The following is a 22,582-nucleotide window of genomic DNA, read 5'->3' as shown; positions in this document are numbered from 1 at the left end:
AAAATTAAGTAAGAGTAATGGTAAATCTAAATATAAAGAAATGGGCAGTGTTTGGCTTGATAACTGCCTCTTTTACAGCTTGTGATTTGGACGTGATTCCGCCATCCGATATATCGGCAGAAAGTTTCTGGACATCGGAGAAAGATGCATGGTATGGTTTGAATGCTTGTTATGCACAAGGTAACGGTTTTGACATCTGGGATGAGATGTGTACGGATAATGCCCATAGCCATAAACCCTGGGAAGGCCCATACGAATCTATCCAGCAAAGTGAACTGAATACGGCGGAAGACCGTGGATATAGTTTCAGCACGGTTCGTATTGTGAATAACTTCCTGGAGAAGGTGGATAACTGTGAAATGGACGAAACCCTGAAAGAAAGGATGAAGGCGGAATCTCGTTTTTTCCGTGCTCAGGCTTATCTGGATCTGACAACTAAATTCGGAAAAGTGCCAATCGTAACAACGGTGATGGAATATGATGCTCCGAACGTTCCGCGTGACCCGGTCGATAAAGTGCAGGCTTTTATCCTGGATGAACTGGCTGCTATCGCTGCTGTCCTGCCGGACAAATACAATGGTGGTTATACAGAGGAAACCGGGCGTATCACACGTGCCGCCGCTTTGGCTTTGCGTGCACGTGCCGCACTGTATTTCGGTAATTACACGGAGGCCGAGGCTTCGGCAAACACCATTATTAAAGAAGGACACCATTCATTGTTCCGTGTGACGTCTTTGAATGAAGCACAGCGAAAAGAAGCGGAAGAATTAGGTCAGTTCATTGATTTTGAAGCAAAGGGCATAGATAAGGACAAATTCGCAAAAGGACTGTTCAGCTATGAAGCTCTTTGGCATCATGACAATGCTTCTCCTTCCAATCCTGAGTATATCCAGACCCGCGAATACATGAATGACGATAATAACAATGACTGGGCGCGTTATACGTATATCCGTCCCAGCCAGATGGGATCAGGATACTCTTCATTCGAACCGATGCAGGACTTGGTGGATGCTTATTGGGATATCGACGGCAAGACAATCCGTTCGTTGATCCCGATGGAAACCCGTAAAACAAATTTCGAGGCGATTAATGCTGAGGTGGATGGCCTGGACCAGGCAGCCTATATAGCAAAGGTTCCGACTATGGATCTTACAAAATTTGCTTATATGCAGGAGTTCCGTAACCGTGACAGCCGTTTGTATGCTTCTATCCAGTTCCCGTTCAAGGGCTGGCACGAAACAGACTTTAAAGGCGGCACGTTTTATTACAGATGGGATCCGACTAAAGCCGGACTGGACGGAAATGAGTCATGGAGTGGATATAGCTATCGTAAAATGGTGGCATTGAGTCCATATAACGATTATAACAGTTCTGATGATTATCCTGTCATCCGTTATGCCGAAGTGCTGCTTACTTTCGCTGAAGCCCGTATTGCCAATTCTGGTTGGGACGGTGAAGTGCAGGCTGCATTGAACGATCTGCGTGACCGTTGCGGAATGCCGAATGTGCCGGCTACCATGCCTTCAAAAGACGCTGCTTTGGAATTTGTACGTAATGAACGCCGTATAGAACTGGCCGGCGAAGGACATCGTTATGATGATATCCGTCGCTATGGTTCGGCCTATGGGCAGAAGGCTATGAGTGGAATTACATATGCTCCGAACGGATATAAGCTGATCGAAAAGAAATGGAACGACCGTATCCTTCTGATGCCTATACCTCAAAATGCAATGGACTTGAACCCGCTTCTGAAAGATGATCAGAATCCAGGGTATTAATTAACCTTAGTTCCGGGCTGTCCGGTATGAAGGATGGCCCGCCTTTCTTAACTTATTCGCACTTTATATATTTAAAATACTTATGAGAAGAATTGTTTATTCATTGTTTTTACTGGCTGTTTTAGCCGGTTTTACCTGTAATCAGTCGGTGGCACAGGTAAAAATGATCCCGACATCAGCTCCTGAACGTCCTGCCGGACAGGCAGATGTTTTGAACCTGGCTTGCGATCCTATCCCGACAGTACGTATTGCGTATATTGGTTTGGGTATGCGTGGAAGCGGAGCTGTTTATCGTTCTACTTTCCTGGAAGGGGTAGAGGTGAAAGCTCTTTGTGATCTGAATAGTGATTACGTGAAAAGTGCGCAAAAAACGTTGACGGATAAAAAACTACCTGCTGCCGATGAATATACCGGTTCGGAAGACTGGAAAAAGATCTGTGAACGGGATGACATCGACTTGGTTTATATTTGTACAGACTGGTTGAAACATACTCCTATGGCTGTTTATGCGATGGAGCATGGTAAACATGTGGCTGTGGAAGTTCCTGCTGCCATGTCGATCGATGAATGCTGGCAGTTGGTTAATACGGCAGAAAAGACTCGTAAGCACTGTATGATGCTTGAAAACTGCTGTTATGATTTCTTTGAAATGGCCACCTTGAATATGGCTCAACAGGGTGTATTCGGTGAGGTGATCCATGGGGAGGGGGCTTACATCCACGACCTGCGTTCATTGAATTTCTACCCGAGTGAAAAGGGCGGTTATCAGGGAATGTGGCGTTTGAAATACAACGAGGAACATACCGGAAATCCGTATCCGACCCATGGATTGGGGCCGATCTGTCAGATTATGAATATTCACAGAGGGGATAAAATGAATTATCTGGTATCCATGTCCACTAAACAGGTAGGGATGACTGAATATGCCAAAGAAACTTTTGGCACCGATTCGAAAGAAGCCAAACAGACCTATAAAGTAGGTGACATGAATACCACATTGATTCAGACGGAGAAAGGAAAAACTATTTTGATTCAGCATGATGTAACCAGTCCACGTCCGTACGACCGCCATCATGTTGTTAGCGGAACGAAAGGTTTTGCTCAGAAATATCCCGTAGAAGGTATTGCGCTGGAGCCTGAAGCACATGAATTCCTGAATAAGGCGCAAATGGATTCTATCATGGCTTTGTATGAACATCCGATAACTAAAGAGGTTGGAGAAAAAGCCCGGAAAGTAGGAGGCCATGGCGGTATGGACTTTATTATGGATTATCGCCTTATTTACTGTCTGCGTAACGGCTTGCCATTGGATCAGGATGTATATGATGCAGCCGAATGGTCCTGCCTGACCGAGCTGACGGAAACATCCGTGAAGAATGGAGGTGCCCCAGTCGAAATCCCCGATTTTACCCGTGGTGCATGGGATAAGCTGAAAGGGTTGTGGTTTGCTGAATAGTTACGGATTTAAAATCAATATCAGAGAAAGTCTCCCAGGTTATTTCCCGGGGAGACTTTTTTGATTCTCAATATATTGGCTGGGGGATTCTCCAAATTGTTTTTTGAAACATTCCCTGAAATACTTCGGAGAAGTGAATCCTGTTTGATAAGCAATTTCAGTGATGTTTAAATCACTTTTTAATAAAAGTTTGGCTGCTTGGTTTAAACGGATGTCACGAATGAAATCGTTTGGAGTTTTTCCGGTAAGATTTTTTAGTTTTTTGAAAAATGGACTTCGGCTCATGCCTGCATTTTTAGATAGGTCATCTACTTTTAAATCAGGATTGGATACATTTGCTTTTATGAATTCGATGATTTCCAGTAGAAAGGTTGCATCTTTATCTTCTGTCACAAATTCTTCCGGTTCTAGAGCGGACAATGTTGCATAGCGGCGAGATATAAGTTCTCGACTTTTTAATACGTTCTTGATCTTTGTTTTTAAAATTTCCGGATTGAACGGTTTGGTGATATAATCATCAGCACCGACTGTTAGGCCTTCTATCTGATCGGTTTCTGAACTCAAAGCTGTTATCATAATGAAAGGGATGTGGCAGGTTTGTATGTCTTGTTTGATTTGTACACAAAGTTGCTTTCCATCCATTTCTGGCATCAGAATGTCGGAAATAATAATATCCGGACTGTCTTTTCGCGCTATATCCAGTGCTATGGCTCCATTTTCCGCTTCTATTACGTTATACTTATTATTCAGAATACTCTTAATAAATTCCCGGAGATCATGGTTGTCTTCTGCTATCAATATGGTTGGGGAACTTGAATTGGTTTCCTGAATATCCTGTTCGTTCAGCATTTTCGTTAGATATGCCCGGTCTTTTTCTTTATTAGGTTGATTGTTCTTTTCACTTGTCGGGATAATTATTGTTTCATTTGTTGTTGCATCTTTATAAGGGATGTGAATGGTGAATATTGTACCTTTATTTACTTCGCTTTCCATATCGATACTTCCATGATGCAACTCTACCAGACTCTTCACTAATGACAGGCCGATGCCGGTACCATTAGGTATATCTCCCTCTAACTGGTAGAAACGATCGAATATAAGTTTTTGTTTATTAACGGGAATTCCTTTTCCTGTGTCTTTTACCGAAAGGCTTAATAAATTACCTTTTTCCAGTGTAACACAAACTTCTACTGTCCCATTTTCAGGAGTGTATTTTATGGCGTTTGAAATTAAATTGTATAGTATTTTTTCTATAATATTGGGATCGATAGAACAGACAAAATTCTCTTTGTCGGCATGAAAGATGAGTGTAATATTTTTCTCTCCGGCTAAAGGCTGGAAGTATGCAACACCGTGTTTAATGGAAGATATAATGTCTATATTAATCGGATTAAAGGTGAAGCAACCGGACTCTACTTTTGAAAAATCCAGAAGCCTGTTCACCAAGTCCAGTAGTTTATAAGCATTATTTTTTATCGTAGTGAGATAATTCTCCCGGAGGGAAACTCTGCCTTTAGTATTACTTATGGCTTCCAAAGGGCTGATAATAAGCGTTAATGGAGTTCTGAATTCGTGGGTGATATTGGAAAAGAACTGTGATTTTAACTGGTTTAATTTTTCGAGTTGTGCCCGTTCGAACTGTTCCCTGTTAAGCTGATTTTGTATTTTCAACCGATTAGTATAAATTCTGATTGAAATAAAAATAATGCCGCCGATTATTATTGTATAGATAAAATAAGCCCATGTTGTTCGCCACCAGGGAGGAAGTATCGTTATTTTCAGAGAGGCTCCTTTTTCGTTCCAGACGCCGTCGTTGTTGGAGGCTTTAACCCGGAACAGATAAGTGCCGGGATTTAAATTCGTATAGGTTGCCATGTGTTGTGTCCCGACATAGTGCCAGTTATTGTCGTAATTTTCTAATTTATAGGCGTATTGGTTTTTAGGTGTGTTTGTATAGTTGAGTGCAATGAAGTCTATGCTGAAAATAGACTGTTTAAACGGGATTGTTATCTCTTTGTTTGAAGGGACAGGGATACGTGATATATCCCCATTTGTTTTATTTTGGGGGGAATCATCATATAACCGGTAGTGAGTAATGATAACCCCAGGGGCATAAGGATTCATTTTTATTTGATCCGGACGGAAACAGTATATTCCGTCTACACAACCAAAGAAGAAAGTCCCGTCGGTACCTTTTTCGAAACTCATATCATTGAATTCAGTTCCGACAATTCCATCTTTTAGTCCGAAGTTTATGAATTGGTAAGAAGACAGATTCAGGCAACTGAGTCCGCGATCGGTCGATATCCAGAGTTTATTATTCGGTTCGTCATACAATAAGCCTTTGATACTTTCGCTCGGCAGTCCGTCTTCTACCTGAAATATTCGATGTTTTTGTTCTTTGTGTGAATATTTGATGAGTCCTTGCCGTGTTCCAAGCCAAAGCGTATCTTGGATTGGGCAGATCGGGATAATTGTGTTTGCCAGTGAATAGGGTTGTTCTTGGTTGGCGAGAAAATTTCTTGTAAAAGAATCCTCTTCCGGATCGTATAAATATAGTCCACAGTTTGTTGCTACCCAGAGTTGGTGGTTGTCGTCTTCGATAACCGAGGTTATCAGATCGGGATAAATGTATTTTTTTAGTTCTTTCGTATTCCCGGGGAGAGTATGTAACTTCGGATCGTAGCAGAACAGTCCGCTGTTATCTGTTCCTATCCATATTCTGCATTGAGAATCTTCATACAGATATTTAATTGAGCTTGACGGGGATAAACTTTTTTTTATTAGTTTTTTTATTGGTTCGGTTAAGTTTCTGGGACCGGATATGATTAGCGATTTTTTGTAAGTTCCCAGCCACAATAAACCCCGGCTATCTTTCAGAATGGTATTGATTGTTGTTTCGCTTAGTTGAGGGGCTATTCGGTTTATAGCAGTATTGTCAATTTCATAAGTCTTGCTATTCAGCGAATAGACTCCTTTTGTATTTAATCCGGCTAAAATTGATTTATTATCCAATGTCTCCAGAGCAAAAACACAATGGATTGTAGATGGCGTATTATACTTGGGCGAAAGTGACAAGTGTACAAACCTGTTCCGGTTCGGATCAAATTTATTTATTCCGCCGTTGATCGTTCCTATCCATATTGTTTGTGTGGTATCTATATATAATGAAGTGATTCCTTCCGAATTGAGATTTACATTTTCGTGTGTATTGTTTATATATTGAAATTCGTCAGTATCTATATTGTAGCAAGCAAGACCATCTTCTTCGGTTCCTAACAAGGCAAAAGAATCTTTATAAAAATGAATGTCCAGGATGGTCTGTCCGGATAGTTTGTTAAGATTTTTCCCGTATAGATAAATTCCGTGACTTTGTGTACCTATCCAAAAATCTCCTTTTGGGTCAGTAGCAATGGTTGTGACTGTCTCAGAATTGAATGTTGAGTCGATTGCAGTTTGATAAAAGGCTTCTTCGATAGGATCGAAGTGCATGATACCTTTATTTCTTCCTCCTATCAGTAAAGAACTTTTGTCCTGCTCAATAGCCTTGATTCCCTGAGAAGCTCTATATATTTTGACTCCTTCTGTGTTTAGGTCGAATGAAATCAGACACCCTTCTTCTGTTCCGATCCACAAAATATTATTTTTGTCTTCGAAAAGAGAGGAGATGTTGTAGTTGGAATGTGGACTATCCGTGGTTCCGAAGTTGAATTGTTCGAAACAGTTTTTTTCCGGAATGTATTTGCACAAGCCTGTATTTGTTCCGATCCAAAGATTATCTTTTGAGTCTTGATATATGTAGGATATATAGTTATTGGGAATTGATGTCGAATCATTTTGTATATGATTATATATGGTCATTTCGTAGCCATCGTATTTATTGAGTCCATTTTTAGTGCCGATCCAAATGAGTCTGTCCTTATCCTGTTTAATATCTGTAATATAGTTTTGGGATAATCCATCGGCTATTGTTATGTGTTCAAACCAGAAATCTGGAAAGTTTTTCCCGCTTACCTGAAAAACAAAGAAAAGGATTGATAATATTATCAAATTTCTAATTCGCATCATCTTTATAATTTTTGAGCCTTAGTACTAGGAGAACTATGTTATTAAAATTCATTTTTCAGACTAGTCAATAGGTTTATTTCTATGGATAGTCGGCCAAGAAAAGGCTTGTTTTTCTTTATAACAGGTCCAGATTTAACTTAAAGCTGATTTGTGTATATATGTTATGTAATATATACAATCTATAACATATTTATTTCTCTTCTTTTAGGTAGAACTATGGGATATTATTAGAAAAATGAATAAAAATACGTTATATTTGCCCATATTAACATAGTTCTCCTAGAACTATAGTATTATTATTATTTTTATTTAATATGCTGTTAATTAGACGTTTGCGTTTGTGTTGATATAATCTTATCCCTATAAAAACCAATTTTTTTCCCTTCAAGTACAATATTATCTTCTGTTAAATCTGATTTGCTCCTATTGAATTTTGTGGTAACTGTAATTTCGCCCTCAGTAATGTTAATCTAAATTAAAGAAAGGAGGGCTATTAGGAGAAAGTAAAAATTATCACAGTTCAAACAGGGTTATAAGAACAGTTGTTAATCATCAGATAAATTATGACCCTTTGCTACAAACAGAAAATGAATTTAATCAACTATTAATAATAACATTATGAAGAACACAGGTTTTTATCTGTTATCTAATCAAAAAGTTTTAAAGCGTTCGCTTTTATTTGTTTCGCTGAGCAGTGCTTTGATGGGAGGAGGACCCAGTTTATGGGCTGCCGGTTCACCTGAAAACGACAATCTGGTCGTAGAAAAGTATGCCGCTAAACAGCCGGGGGTAGATCTTCTCGCTGATGATAGGGAATGGACTATCCAGGGACAGGTTGTAGAAAATGTAGAACCACCAGTACCATTGGCAGGTGTGAATGTTGTGATCAAAGGAACAACCATAGGTACGGTGACCGACATTAATGGATATTTCAGTATTAAAGCCAAACGAGGTGACATATTGGTATTCAAATACATCGGTTTTAAAGATTATGAACATGTCGTTTCACGTGCTATCAGTAACTTGACAGTTTCTTTGAGTTCCGACTCGGAAGAAATTGATGAAATCATCGTAACCGGTTTCTCGTCGGAAAAGAGAATGAACTCTGTTTCCGCTGTGTCTACACTAGACGTTACGAAGAACATGGCGACGAAACCTATCACTTCTTTATCACAATCTTTGCAGGGAGGTATTACCGGTTTGAACGTATCGCAAAGTTCCGGTCTACCGGGTGCCGATGCAGCTGTTATCAAGATTCGTGGTATATCTTCTTTGTTGACCAACAACGATCCGTTGGTGTTGGTGGATGGTATCCCGATGGATATGAACCAGTTGGATCCAAATACAATTGAGAGTGTGACCGTATTGAAGGATGCTGCCGCTTCTGCTATTTATGGTGCACGTGCAGCCAATGGTGTAATCGTGGTAAAAACTAAACGTGGTATGCCGGGTAAGGTGAATATTTCTTACAATGGTTATGTTGGTGTTCAGCAGGCTACTTATCTGCCGGAAATGGTGGATGCCGCTACTTTCATGGAAATGTCAAACATTGCCAATCAAAATATTGGTGGTGACCCAACTTATTCACAGGAAGCGATCGATGCCACTCGTCAGGGTCTTGACCCGATCAAATACCCGAATACAGACTGGATGGATTATATCTTTAAAAATGGTTTGATCCATAGCCACTCTGTCGGTATTTCCGGTGGTAGCAACTTGGCTCGTTTTGCGCTGACCGTAAACTATTTGAACAACGAAGGTTTGGTGGAAAAGTCTAAGTTCGACCGTTTGAACATCCGTGCCAACACGACTGTCAACTTATTGGATAATCTTTCTGTTGATATGGACTTTAACTCGTATCGTACCAACAAGTATGAACCGATGTATAGGGATGAGGCTTATACCTCAGAAATTATACGATATTCTTACATGACTCCGCCGACAATCATGGGGAGATATCCGATGAAAGAAGGTAGTGATATCGTTTATTACGGTAACCGTCCGGAACAACGTAACCCAGCCGCCATGTTAGATCGTGGTGGTGAATATAAAGCTTTGGAAGACAATATCAGTATCAACTTGGCTCCCCGTTGGGAAGTGATCCCGAAATTGATTTTGCGTGGACAGTATTCATACCGTATCAGTAGTACGGCTAACAATCGTAAGAGACGTTCTTACAACTTCTTCGATTATGAAACAGACGGTTTCTTGCAAACTTGGGGTGCTATCAATGAAGCTGGACAAGGACGTACTAGCTATTATTATATTGGTGGAACTGCTGAATATACGTTTGAAAAGGATAAACACCGTTTGTTCGCGATCGGTGGTTACAACCAGGAGTTGACCAATAGCGGTAACTGGGATCAATGGTCCATGATTTCTATATTTGCGAAGGCCAACTATACATTCAACGACCGTTATCTGGTGGAAGGTACTGTTCGTCGTGATGGTTCTTCTCGCTTTGGTAAAGGGCACAAGTTTGGTGTATTCCCCTCTATCGGTTTGGGATGGAACTTGCATGAAGAGAATTTCGTGAAAAACAACCTGAAGTTTGTCAACAACTTTAAGATCAGAGGATCTTTTGGTACTTTGGGTAATGAGAACATTGATAAGTTATATAAATATCAGAATTTGATTGATGCGGGTAACGGTAATGAGACGATATTCGGTAACCCGAACCTGACTTGGGAAACGGTTCAGATGTTCAATGTTGGTGCGGACATCCGTTTGTTCAAAGATTTGGATATCACGATCGATTATTATAACAAATTGACCAAGGATTTGATTCTTGAACCGCCTGTTTCTTTCATCGGAGGTACTCAAAAAGTTTTCTTGAACTCCGGTCAGTTGAGAAATAAAGGTTGGGAAATTGACTTGAATTACGGTAAGCAATTGACTAAAGATTTCGGTTTTAACATCCATGGCGGTTTAAGTCACAACGAGAATGAAATCGAAGAATTGTTCGGTGGACCGTATTATAATGATGATAAAATTACTATTCATCAAAAAGGATATGCTTTGAAGAGTTATCTGGTTTATCCAACTGCCGGTTTGTTGCAAGAAAGCGATTTTACGAAAGATGCAGGTGGTAAGTGGATTCCTAAAGAAGGTGTTGTTATTTGGGACGGTCAGCAACCTGGTGATATCCATTACATAGACCAAAATAAGGATGGAAAGATTACAGCTGACGACCGTGTGATTCGTGGAGACGAACAGCCTTCGTTGAACTATTTTGCCAATATATCATTGGATTGGAAGAAGTGGAATCTGGAAGTTTTATTCCAGGGTGTGACAGGTGTGGATGCTTATTATTCACAACCTTATTCGGTTGGTTTGGATATCACGGGAGATGGTTTGGTACCCTTGAAGGAACAAACCGATTATTGGACACCGACCAATACGGATGCACGTTATCCGCGTTTGGCTCCGAATGCTACGTATGGGAACAATGCATACCAGTCTGATTTCTGGTTCTTCGATGCCGGTTATTGCCGTGTGAAATATATCCAGTTAGGGTATACGTTCGACCAACTGGGATTAAAGAAGCTAGGTGTTTCCAGTATCCGTTTGTATGTGAATGCTCAGAATCCGTTTACTTTTGCGAAGGATGACTTGGTGGATCCGGAAAGTAGAGGCCAGTTGGCTTCTTATCCGTTGGTGAAGACCTACTCGTTTGGTGTTAATTTGAATTTCTAAACTAGATTGTATCATGGAATTAAAAAATATTTTCAGTAAAAAGGTTTTGACCTTGCTTTCTGCATCCATCTTGTTTTGCGGATGCGAAGATTTCTTGACACGCGACCATCCGACTGCAATTACCGATGACGATTTTTGGGGTACGGTTAATGAGTGTAATGCAGCATTTGGACAATGTAAATATTGGCCACGAGGTACCTATCATTACGATGCTCCCTATTTTTCGCTGGTTCACTTGGAAGGGGCTACCGACAATATGTATTGGTCGGGTAACTTCAAGGGTGAAATTGCCAACTTGGGAAATGGGTCGGCTACTACCACTACGGGTGGGTATATGAATGATTTGTGGACGCAATACTATTTGCGTATACGTCGTTGCAACCGTTTCTTGGAACATGTGGATGCTGCCTATTTTGTAGACGAAAAAGAGCGGGAGAGAATGATTGCCGATGTGCGTGTTTGGCGTGCCTGGTATCATATCCAGTTGTTGATGTATTATGGAATGAACGATGGTATTCCAATTCAGGATAAAGTGTTGAATGGCGATGAAATTTATAAAAGCCGCAATACGATTGATGAATGTTTAGACTTTATCAATAGCGAATTGGATGCGGTGATTGCTATCCAGGATCCTGAGGGGAAAGTTTTCCCGTTTGTGTGGGATAGAGACCGTCGCGATCGTATGTGTAAAGCATATGCATTGGTATTGAAAATGGATGTGAATTTACAGTTCAAACGCTATGATGTAGCCAAGGCCGCTGCTAAGGCGATTATTGATAATTCGGATAATAATTTTTCTTTGTATTACAGCGAAGAAACGGATGATGATCCGGGTAAGCACTATCGCGATATGTTCCGTTATAAAGGTCAGGATAATAAAGAACGTATCATGTATATAGGTAGTGGTTGTTCGGAAGCTTGGTTCCGTAATGCTCCGCAGAGCCTGAGCGGACAAGGGGCTGCCAGTGTTTTGAGATCGTTGGTGGATGAATATGAAACCGCAGATGGTGTCGCTTTGAAAAACCTGCCTGCTGCAGAACGGGAAAAATTGGAAAAGAACCCATTAGAGGTAGCACGCGACCCGCGTCTGTATGCAACAGTAGTGATGCCGGGTGATAATACCTCTTTCCTAAATTATGTATATGAGCCATTCAAAGACGGTGGTGCCGACCAGGTAGGTAAAGTGGGGGCTTCTCGTACCGGTTACTGGGCTAAGAAATTCTTGGACGAACAAGACAGAGCCAGCGGTAGCGGTAGCTTGTATTTCCCGCTGTATCGTTATGCTGAAGTATTGTTGAGCTATGTAGAGTGTTTGGTAGAAACAGGCGATTGGCAGAATCCGGATGTTGAAAAATACATCAACATGATTCGTAACCGCGCTGGTATGCCGAATATGAACAAAGCGGTTTATAATACTCAGGAAAAGGTACGTGAACTGTATCGTCGCGAACGTCGTGTTGAGCTTGCTTTCGAAGGTAAACGTTACTTCGATATCCGTCGTTGGGGCATTGGTAATGAAACCATGAATGGAGCAGCTTTGGGTGCTTGGAATCCGACAACCAATACGTATGTTCAGGTTGAAAATCGTGCTTGCACATTTCCGAAATACAATGCATGGCCTATCCCTCAAGCAGAGGAAACGGCTAATCCGAATATTGATCAGCCGACAGGTTGGTAAATAAACTCAAAACAGTGTATCAAAATTCCGTTTATGGGGTTTTGATACACTTCTATTAAATCTAATAATTTCAACTTAAAAACTCACGAACATGAAAAATATAAAATTTATACTTCCTTTTTTATCCTATTGCCTATTTTTTATGGCGCAGGCAGTTAATGCACAATATTATGGTTATGAAGACGATTTGCAAATTATTGTATATTGTAAAGGCATTTCAGATCCTTCCCACATTAGTACATTGGATTTTTGTGATATAGAATTGATAAATAAAAACGGTCCCTCATATTATTGCCCTGTAGTTTCAATGGGGGAATGGTCAGGTGATTTTCATGTTATGCAAGAAGTTCCTTTTGTTAAAAATAAATTCAAAGGTCACTTTTTAAAGGCTGGAACATGCAAGATTAGTGTCGGGGGTATTTCAAAAACTGTTGAAATATCCGATCCCTATTTGACAAATACTAGTACACTTTTGTTTTATGGGCAGGAGGAAACAGTTGAAGTATTAAATCTTCCAAAGGAAGACGTATCAATAACTTGGCTTGTGTCTGATGGATTGAAGATCGTGTCAGGGCAAGGAACTTCCAAAGTGGTATATACAACCAAAGAAAATACCTCTTCTTATGAATATATTCAAGCCAATGTTCAATCGCAGGTATGGATTCTTGCTTTAAGAAATAATGTAAGCATATCAAATATACCTCAGACTAACGAATTCCAACTCTCCCGAACCTCATCCAATAGCTTTATGCTGAATGTTGATCAAGAAACAACACTTTCCGCTCCGGTAAAGTATGAGTTGTACGACCAGGCAAGAGGCTCTTTAATGCGAAAAGGTATGGTTGAATCTAAAGCCGGAGTTTTAAACTTTGAAAATCTTTCCAAAGGAATATATGTGTTGAAGTTATATTTGGATGAGAAAAATATTCAAACTCGAAAGATCCTTATAAATTAGTTACATTAAAGAAATAATCAGACACAGCTCCGTCGCTGTGTCTTAAATTTATAATATCATGAGTGCATTCACAAAATTTTGGAAAGTATGGTTGAATTTAAACCTGCTTACCAAAGACGTAGAGAACGATTACACAGCAGAAGTATCTACTGTAGGGAAAACATCACGCAACGAAGACATCGCGAAACAGATTATCGAGGAAGGTTCTGAGATAAAGTATGATACTTTATTGTCTGTCTTCAACCAGCACGACCGCATTATCCGCGAATTGTTACAAAACGGCACCAGCGTGTTGACCGGGGTTGCCCTCTATTCACCGAGTGTGGGGGGAGTATGGAATAGTTCTACTGAGAAGTATAATCCTGAGAAACATAAGGTTTCAGTCAGTATAAGTCCTTCTGCCGAGCTGCGGAAAGCTCTTTCGGTAGTTGGCTTGGAAGTGCTGGGCGTGAAAGACAGTACCGCGCGTATCGGTTTGGTGACTGATACGGCTACCGGTTTGACCGACGGTTCGATGACACCGGGCGACGATATCTTGATCTCCGGCGAAAAGATCCGGGTTGCTGGAGAAGTTGAAGGTGTCGGTGTATTCTTTATCGATTCGAAAGGCGTGGAGACGGCTGTGACCCGTCGCTTGACACAGAATGATCCGAAGACGGTGATTGCCCGTGTGCCGGCAGAATTGGCCGAAGGCACGTATACGCTCCGTATTGTCACGCAGTATTCCAATAGCAATACCTTATTGAAGTCTCCGCGTGTGATTGAATACGAGCATGCTTTGCGCATTGGCAACGCTGGAGGTAGCGACCGTCCGGAAATCGAATAATTTGTTCGATCGACAGACGTACACCTGTTCGACTGACAGAGGCGCTTCTGTTTGATCGACAGGCGTACGTCTGTTCGGTTGACGGTAACGTGGAGTGTGACTTGTAGTTTAACGAATTTAGTTGACTATGTGATTTCTTATAATAATTGAATGCCATGAATACATTTATAATTAGTCTGCGTGTGTTTTTCTTGTTTTTATTGTTGGGATTGGGGGCTTGTCAACAGAAAAATAAAGATTTGGATACGAATGTATCGATAGAAGAGATCCATGTAAACGATTTTGATGAGCATGCAATCGCTTATAAAGATTTTGTGCATGCTCATCATTTTGTACCGTTAGAGACAACTGACAGTTGTCTGGTCGGTAATGTGGTAGGAGTAGAAGTGACAGAAGAAAGAATATTTATACTGGATGATAAAGATAAATTGTGGGTATTTGACACAGACGGAAAATATGTAGGAAGAATAGGAACACAAGGACCAGGACCGGAAGAATATTCACATGCGAACAAGTTTTATGTGAATGAGTCGAAAGGGCATATTGGTATATTGGATTTGACTAGTAACAGAGTGTTCCGGTATACATTGGATAATAAGTTTATAGACCAGATCCGTTTTGAGTTCGATTTGGTTTGTACGGGAGTCGTTACGGTGAATAATGGCGAGACTGTCCTGTTATTATCTTCTAATTCAAAACAAGAAAAATACAATTATGCCGCTTATGACGAGTCGGATTTTTCTTTAATCTCTTATCAGATTCCGTTCCGGATATTAGGCGAGGACGGGTGCAGCAATTCCATGTTGTTGGCACATAATGCGGGAGCAAGTTCTCTTGCGTTGGCCATGAATTCTGACACGATATATCAATGGAAAGAAAACCGTTTGCAACCGGCTTTCCTTGTTGAAGGGGGCCTAAAACATATTACGGCAGAGGCATTGATGGAGAAAACGCCACACGATTGTGCGACAGCTGTCGGGATTCGTTTGGCACGTGAGGATGGATATTCTATGGGGGTACAAGAATTATATGCAACCGACCGTTATTGGTGTTTGGAATATCCAAGTAAAGATATGACCTTGTTTGTAGATTGGGAACAAGGTGAAAAACGCATGCTACGGCCGGAGAAAGCTACTATTTTATCTACGTTCTCTTTTGGAGCTACCTCAACGACTAATACATCTTTGATCCGTTGTCTTTCAGTGGAAGTTATGGAATTTATCAAAGAGGATTTAAAAGACAATAACCATCCAGAGTTCCATGAATTATATGGTCGGTTGACAGAGGATAGTAATCCGGTGATAGGGGTGTTGGATTATGGGAAACTTTTTAAGTGAACGAGAATTATAAAAATGGAAGGAATACAGGGATGAAGTTTTTTCAACATATAGAGCATTTCAGTAGTTCGTCATGAGAAAAAGTCTTGTATTAGGTTTGGTGCTCTGCATACTGGGGGGGTGCAGCCATAAAAAAGAAAAGGCCGACCTGCCTGTTATAGCTCTCGATTGCAACCAGCTTTCCAGTATTCATGACTGGGGCGTATTGGATCGATTGGAGATTGTCCGGCTGGATAGTGAGGAGGCTCTTTTCGGGGATATAGACAGGATTGTCAGATATAAAGACCGGATTTATTTGATGGATGCGAATAAGACACGCACTGTCTATATTTATGATCTTTCCGGAAAGTATATAAATAAGATTTCAAAGTATGGGCAAGGACCGGATGAGTATTTGCAATTGGCTGATTTATATATCGATCCGACAGATGCCAGTTTGAATGTGGTTACACGGATCGACCGGAAAATCATGAAGTTTGATTTGGATGGCAAACAGCTTCGGAAAGTGATCGGTACCCCTAAGGCTTTTACCCGGCTTACAAAGTTCAAGGATCGTTATGTCGGGTATATGGGAAATTATATCCAGGATTGTGAAAATCCGTATAACGTGTGGGTTCTGTCTGAAAAGATGGAGACGAAGCAGAAGGCTTTCACGATTCCCGCCTCATGGAATAGTTTCGACTTGGGTAGCCGGTATCCGTTTTCTTCCTTTCAATCGGATTTTTATTATACAAAAACATTGGATTATACGGTTTATCAAATGGATGAAGCGGATGGCAGTTTCTTCCCTAAATATCGGTTTGATTTGGGCGACAGGAGTTGGCCCGAAGATGCCAAAGAAGCTCAACCATACGAAGAACTGCGGAGGAGTAATCCGGTTTGTAAATATGTGGTTGGTTTCAGAGGGTTTCAGGAAACGGAACATTACTTGTTGGCTCCTTTCATCCTTGACGGGCAACAGGTCATGGGCGTTTACGACAAAAAGGAGGGTAAAAGCCGTGTCGTTTCTTTGGATATGTATACGGATGAGTATTTGATCAGTTTCGGTGAGGTGATCGGGATGGACGCTACGGCTATATATTCGTTGGTACTCGCCTGGTATTTGAAAGATCTTTGGATGGGGCGGAATGAATATGATGATTTTGAGGCGAAGTACCCGGAACAGGTCAAGCGGTTACAGGAAAAGTTTGATTCGATAGATGAGGAGGGTAATCCGTTTTTGTTAATTCATTATTTAAAATAAAAACATATTCAGTAATCAAATAGAAAGTGTATGAAGAAACATTGGATGTTACTGGCAGCATTGTTCATGCTGTCTTGTTCGGACGATAACGATCCGATAAAAGAGGAACCGGGAACGGACGAACCGGATGAACCGGGAATAGAAGTGGTTGAACCGGAACCATATCGTGCAAACCGTATGTTGATCAAACATGGGTTGCAGTTGCAGTGTTGGGTGGCTACCGATAATTATGAATTGGGTGGAAAAGCCGGGCAGCCAGCCTATAACCTGTCGATTCCGGATTGGAAGCTGACGGGGTTTACTGGGCCTACTTTTTACGGACCGCCCTTGATTAATACCTCTTATTTCAAGGAATTTCCCGATAGCCAGTGGGCAATAGCCAAAGCACCCCATGCCGATCAGTTGAAGAAAGAACCGACGGATTATGAAGAGAAGAACGGGTTCCTTTCGGAAGATCAGTTGAAGTACCTGGACAAGCTTACTACGATCTGTTTCGGTGACGAAGAAAACTACTCGTTTGACGTGGCGAAGATACTGAAAAAGTGGTATGACGTGGCGCGCTGTTTGTATCCGGACGCCTTGTTGCATAACAATCAATTCGCCGGGCAGTGGAGCCGGACAGACATGCTTACTTACATCAAACTTGCCAAGCCGGATTTGTTGACCTACGATTGGTATTATTTCCATACATGGGATAAGGATAATTATATAGGAGCCAAAGACATGGCCGGGCATCTGGCCGAATACCGCGATCTGGCGTTAGGCGGATGGGAAGGCAACAAGAAAGATTATATGGCGTTTGGACAATATTCGCTGGGATTTGTAAACGAAGGCACCTACAAACTGACTGAATCGCAATTGCGCCTGTATTATTATATGACCTGGACGTTCGGCGGGAAGTGGCTGAACTGGTTCCGTTTCTTACAAGGGGATGGTTATGGAGGACAAACGGCACCGACCGACTGGTCGCTATTGCTGGAACAGGGGATGCCCGGGCATCCGACCAAACACATGGATTGGGTGAACCGTTGCAATCGCGAGAGCCTGTATATTGGCGATTATTTGGTGCGTTTGAAAACAACCGATGTCTGTTATGTGCCGGGTACCACCAAATATACGGAAGGCAAACCGGGGATGATTTCCGTTCTTAATCCGGAGGCTTCGTTCTTGAAAAAGGCTGAGGGCAGGATCGTATCGGAGCTGGAGGAAGGTGCCGATTTGTATGTAGGTTTCTTTGATGTCATACCGAAGGAAGAGCAGGGTGACCCGGGCTTCTTCAAGGAAGGCGAAAAGACGTTTTTCATGGTCACCAACGGGTATGCTTCGAAGTTGGAGGAAGAGGCTGCTCCTTTGACACAGCGTGTCCGGTTGGGTATAGACTTAGCTGAAGCCGGTGCCACAAACTGTTATTGGATTAATCCGGAGACAGGAAAAAAAGAATCACTGGAGGCTATAGGCAAAGAAGATGATACGACCTATTTTCAAGTGGATTTGCAGGGAGGAAGCGGAGCTTTATTTATGGTAGAATAAGCAGATTAATAAAAGAAAGGGAAGATGAAAAAAGATTGTTTATTATTGGTTTTGATCGCATTATTTAATTTAACAGGTTGTGAGCAGCCGAAAGCGCCGGAGGCATACGGACCAGTTCCGACGGAAGCCCAACTTAAATGGCAGGAACTGGAGCGTTATGCTTTTATTCATTTCAGTATGAATACGTTTACCGATATGGAATGGGGATATGGTGATAAAGATCCCCAATTATTTAATCCGTCGGAACTGGATTGCAGGCAGTGGTGTCGGTTATTTAAGGACGCTGGAATGAAGGGGGTTATTCTGACGGCAAAACATCATGATGGTTTTTGTTTGTGGCCTTCGGCTTATACGGATTATGGTGTGAAACAATCTCCGTGGAGGAATGGTAATGGGGATTTAGTGCGTGAACTGGCTGACGCCTGTAAAGAATATGGATTGAAGTTGGGTATTTACCTTTCTCCTTGGGATAGAAATCATAAAGAATATGGAACGGAAGCTTATATCACCTATTTCAGAAATCAACTGAATGAGCTGTTGACGAATTACGGAGATATTTTTGAAGTTTGGTTTGATGGTGCAAATGGCGGTTCCGGTTATTATGGCGGGGCGGATGAAACACGTAGCGTAGATCGTAAGACCTATTATGACTGGCCCGGTACCAATCAATTGGTAAAAAAATTACAGCCGGATGCTGTAATTTTTAGTGATGCAGGTCCTGATGTCCGTTGGTGTGGAAACGAGGCCGGATGGGTAGGCGAGACAAATTGGAGTACGCTTCGAAGAGAAGAAGTCTGGCCGGGATGGCCTCATTATCAGCAATTGCAGAATGGACATGAAGATGGTTCGTACTGGGTACCGGCAGAAGTGAATGTCTCTATTCGTCCGGGGTGGTTCTATCATGAAGATCAGGATGAACAGGTGAAGACTGTCGATCAGTTACTTGATGTGTATTATCATTCGGTCGGTCGTAATGCTACTTGGAATTTGAATATTCCGATCGACAAACGTGGGTTGGTTCACCCGACCGATTCTGCCGTCCTAATGGAAGTTGCAAAGATCTTACAGAATAACTTCAAAGAAAACTTAGCACTACAAGCAGAGGTCAGGGCTTCGAATGTGAGGGGGAAAGATTTTGCTGCTGCTCATTTAATCGATGGAAACAAAGATTCTTATTGGGCAACGGATGACGAGGTGACTTCTGCTTCTGTGGAGTTTGATTTTAAAGTTCCTACCGCGATCAATCAATTCCTGGTGCAGGAATATATTCGCTTGGGACAGCGTGTAAAAGCGTTTACTTTGGAAGCCTTTGTCGGTGATGAATGGCAGGTTGTGGCGACAGGCTCGACAATCGGATATAAGCGAATCTTGCGTTTCCCAACAGTGGAAACACAAAAACTTCGTTTCACGATTAATGATGCAAAGGCTTGCCCCTTATTATCGAACGTCGAAATTTATCGGGGAGAAGAAAAGAATATAAAAACTTCGGAGGAACAGGCTACTCTTCATTCGGGACAGGAAAAATCAGAATGGAAGGTCTTGTCGAAAGGGATTACTCCAAGCGATTATTTATTGGATGGAAATTACCAGACGGTTTATCGCCAGGCTGAACGTTCGATTGTTGTCGATTTGACGAATAAGTTGGGGGTAAAAGGTTTTCAATATTTGCCCAATACCGAAATAGGCTCGGATGGGTTGATATTCGAATATAAGTTTGAAGTATCGGAGGATGGAAAAGAGTGGCAGGCTGTGAAAGAAGGCGAGTTCTCGAATATTCAAAACAACCCTGTTTTGCAGACAGTTTCTTTTGAATCGGTGCAAGCGCGTTATGTAAAACTTTCGGCGAGAAGTGTTGTAAATGACGCTCCTACGATTGAATGTGCAGAATTAGATGTGGTAATTGAATAACTATTCTTATCTTCGGGCACTAATTGTAAATATGTTTGAAATAGAATGAAGAAGTCATTACATGCATTTTTAATGACGGGAATAGTCTGTATAAGTATTTCTTGTTCCCGTCAGTCTGTAAGTGAGCGTGATACGCTTGCCTTGATTCCTGTTCCGCAGGAAATGAAAGTAAACTCTGATTCTTTTACGCTTACCCGTAATGCTGCGATTACGCTCGATCAGTCGAATCAGGCATTGGTGGGAATTGCCGAATATTTGAATGAGAAAATTTCACCTGCTACAGGATTTGAACTTTCGGTAGAAAAGCATGGGAAAATAGAATTCAAGCTGGTGGAGGATGCGTCTTTAGGGGATGAAGGTTATCAGCTGAAAGTGAAACATTCGGATATCCTTATTACAGCCAATAAGCCTGCGGGTATCTTTTATGGTGTACAAACACTGTTACAGATGTTTCCGGCGGAGATTAAAAGCAAGACTGTGCAGCCTAAAGATAAGAAATGGACTATTCCTTGTGCTGAAATCACTGACAAACCCCAGTTCCCCTGGCGCGGGTTGATGCTCGATGTTAGCCGCCACTGGTTTACCAAGGAAGAAGTTTTGAAGTATATTGATGAACTGGCCGAATACAAGATGAATGTCTTCCACTGGCACCTGACGGACGACCAGGGATGGCGCCTGGAAATAAAGTCCTTGCCGAAACTGACGGAAGTTGGTGCCTGGCGTGCTCCCCGTGTGGGCCAATGGTGGCAGCGTGAACGTCAGCAACCGGGAGAGGAAACTACTTATGGCGGTTTCTACACCCAGGAAGATGTGAAAGAAGTGCTGGCCTATGCAGCAAAACGTTATGTACGTGTTATTCCTGAAATAGACGTGCCCGGACATAGCGTCGCAGCGTTGGTCGCTTATCCGGAACTGTCCTGTATGAAAGCTCCGGATGCCGTGAATGTCGGAAATAAGTTCTACGGAGAAGATGAAAATACCCTTTGTATCGGAAAGGATTATACATTCGAGTTCATGGATAAGGTACTGACGGAAGTTGCCGCCCTTTTCCCGGATGAATATGTACATATCGGAGGTGACGAATGTTTTAAAGGCTTCTGGCATAAATGTCCTCGTTGCCAGGCCCGCATGAAGGCAGAGAACCTGAAGAATGAAGAAGAACTGCAAAGTTATTTCATCCACCGGATGGGCGATTTGCTGAAGTCGAAAGGAAAGAAACTGGTCGGCTGGGATGAAATCCTGGAAGGCGGTCTGGCTCCCGATGCGAACGTAATGAGCTGGCGTGGTATGGAAGGCGGTATCAAAGCGGCTAAAGCCGGCCATCATGTGATTATGACTCCGACGGAACATTGTTACCTGGATTTATGGCAAGGGGAACCTTCTGTTGAACCGGATACCTATTCTATGTGCCGTCTGAAAGATTCATACAGTTTCAATCCCGTACCGGAAGGCGTTCCGGCCGAAATGGTGCTGGGCGGACAAGGAAACCTGTGGGCTGAATCGCTTCCTACTTTCCGTCATGTCGAATACATGACCTGGCCGCGCGGATGGGCCTTGTCGGAAGTATTATGGAGCGGGCCGGCTAAAACGGATTGGGAGAAATTCTGGCCGCGTGTCGAAAAACATTTTGTCCGTGCCGATCAGGCAGATATAAACTATGCCCGCAGTATGTACAATGCAATTGTGAGCCCGTACTTGCAGGATGGCGTTTTGCAGGTGGAACTGGGCAGTGAGATTGCCGGTACGGATATCTACTATACATTCGATAATACAGATCCGGATAGCCATACTCCGAAATATACCGAGCCGTTGAGCATACCGAAAAATGCAACCTGGTTGCGTATCGTGACCTATCGCGACGGTAAACCGGTCGGCAAGGTAATCACCCTGACAACAAAGGAACTGGCAAAGCGTGCCGAGTCCGACAAAAGAACCGGTCACGGGAATCTGACTGTTGAGTAACAGTCTTTTAACGAGTTATTTGTAACATATTTGTAACAACTTGGTTTTATCTTTGTAATAAGGTTGAAATATGTGTGAAACAGAAAAGCTGTTTCTTTGCTGCCGGAAACAGTGATGTAACATATTTTTCACCGCAACCAACAAA

The 22,582-nt window shown here is 42.0% G+C and carries 12 protein-coding genes; 11 read left to right on the top strand and 1 reads right to left on the bottom strand.

Annotation, left to right across the window (positions count from 1 at the left end; genetic code table 11):
- Positions 1–17: 17 nt before the first annotated feature.
- Together NBH14_RS16965 and NBH14_RS16960 are read left to right on the top strand one after the other, a co-directional pair.
- Positions 18–1,778 carry a RagB/SusD family nutrient uptake outer membrane protein gene (locus tag NBH14_RS16965; RefSeq protein ID WP_186960246.1) on the top strand — a complete coding sequence of 587 codons (1,761 nt, stop codon included), beginning with the start codon at positions 18–20 and terminating at the stop codon, positions 1,776–1,778.
- 82 nt (positions 1,779–1,860) lie between these two features.
- Positions 1,861–3,234 carry a Gfo/Idh/MocA family protein gene (locus tag NBH14_RS16960; protein WP_186960245.1) on the top strand — a complete coding sequence of 458 codons (1,374 nt, stop codon included), beginning with the start codon at positions 1,861–1,863 and terminating at the stop codon, positions 3,232–3,234.
- Positions 3,235–3,273: 39 nt separating this feature from the next.
- Here NBH14_RS16960 and NBH14_RS16955 read toward each other — a convergent pair whose 3' ends face one another.
- The gene (locus NBH14_RS16955; RefSeq protein ID WP_250817675.1) at positions 3,274–7,299 is read right to left on the bottom strand and encodes a hybrid sensor histidine kinase/response regulator transcription factor; all 4,026 of its coding nucleotides are present in this window, start codon (positions 7,297–7,299) and stop codon (positions 3,274–3,276) included.
- 621 nt (positions 7,300–7,920) lie between these two features.
- Between NBH14_RS16955 and NBH14_RS16950 the strand changes: the two genes are divergently transcribed.
- The 9 genes from NBH14_RS16950 (at position 7,921) to NBH14_RS16910 (ending at position 22,437) form a co-directional block, all read left to right on the top strand.
- Positions 7,921–10,998: a SusC/RagA family TonB-linked outer membrane protein gene (locus NBH14_RS16950; RefSeq protein ID WP_186960243.1), complete on the top strand. Its 3,078-nt coding sequence runs from the start codon at positions 7,921–7,923 to the stop codon at positions 10,996–10,998.
- A gap of 13 nt (positions 10,999–11,011) precedes the next feature.
- A complete protein-coding gene (locus tag NBH14_RS16945; protein WP_186960242.1) occupies positions 11,012–12,676 on the top strand; it encodes a RagB/SusD family nutrient uptake outer membrane protein in 1,665 nt (554 codons plus the stop codon).
- Between the two features lie 91 nt (positions 12,677–12,767).
- Complete coding sequence (locus tag NBH14_RS16940; protein WP_186960241.1) at positions 12,768–13,631, top strand: T9SS type A sorting domain-containing protein; 864 nt, start codon at positions 12,768–12,770, stop codon at positions 13,629–13,631.
- A 58-nt stretch (positions 13,632–13,689) separates the two neighbouring features.
- A complete protein-coding gene (locus NBH14_RS16935) occupies positions 13,690–14,457 on the top strand; it encodes a DNA-binding domain-containing protein (protein ID WP_186960240.1) in 768 nt (255 codons plus the stop codon).
- 155 nt (positions 14,458–14,612) lie between these two features.
- Complete coding sequence (locus tag NBH14_RS16930) at positions 14,613–15,794, top strand: DUF4934 domain-containing protein (protein ID WP_186960239.1); 1,182 nt, start codon at positions 14,613–14,615, stop codon at positions 15,792–15,794.
- A gap of 73 nt (positions 15,795–15,867) precedes the next feature.
- Positions 15,868–17,037, top strand: a complete 1,170-nt coding sequence (locus NBH14_RS16925) for a DUF4934 domain-containing protein (RefSeq protein WP_186960238.1) — start codon at positions 15,868–15,870, stop codon at positions 17,035–17,037.
- Between the two features lie 30 nt (positions 17,038–17,067).
- Entirely contained in the window at positions 17,068–18,567 is a 1,500-nt protein-coding gene (locus tag NBH14_RS16920) for a hypothetical protein (RefSeq protein WP_186960237.1), read from the top strand.
- A 24-nt stretch (positions 18,568–18,591) separates the two neighbouring features.
- The gene (locus tag NBH14_RS16915) at positions 18,592–20,475 is read left to right on the top strand and encodes an alpha-L-fucosidase (protein ID WP_186960236.1); all 1,884 of its coding nucleotides are present in this window, start codon (positions 18,592–18,594) and stop codon (positions 20,473–20,475) included.
- A 45-nt stretch (positions 20,476–20,520) separates the two neighbouring features.
- Complete coding sequence (locus NBH14_RS16910) at positions 20,521–22,437, top strand: beta-N-acetylhexosaminidase (protein WP_186960235.1); 1,917 nt, start codon at positions 20,521–20,523, stop codon at positions 22,435–22,437.
- Positions 22,438–22,582: the final 145 nt, after the last annotated feature.

The sequence above is a fragment of the Parabacteroides caecihominis genome (assembly GCF_023656785.1).
Lineage (GTDB): Bacteria > Bacteroidota > Bacteroidia > Bacteroidales > Tannerellaceae > Parabacteroides > Parabacteroides segnis.
This window is presented reverse-complemented; position numbering and strand designations above follow the sequence as displayed.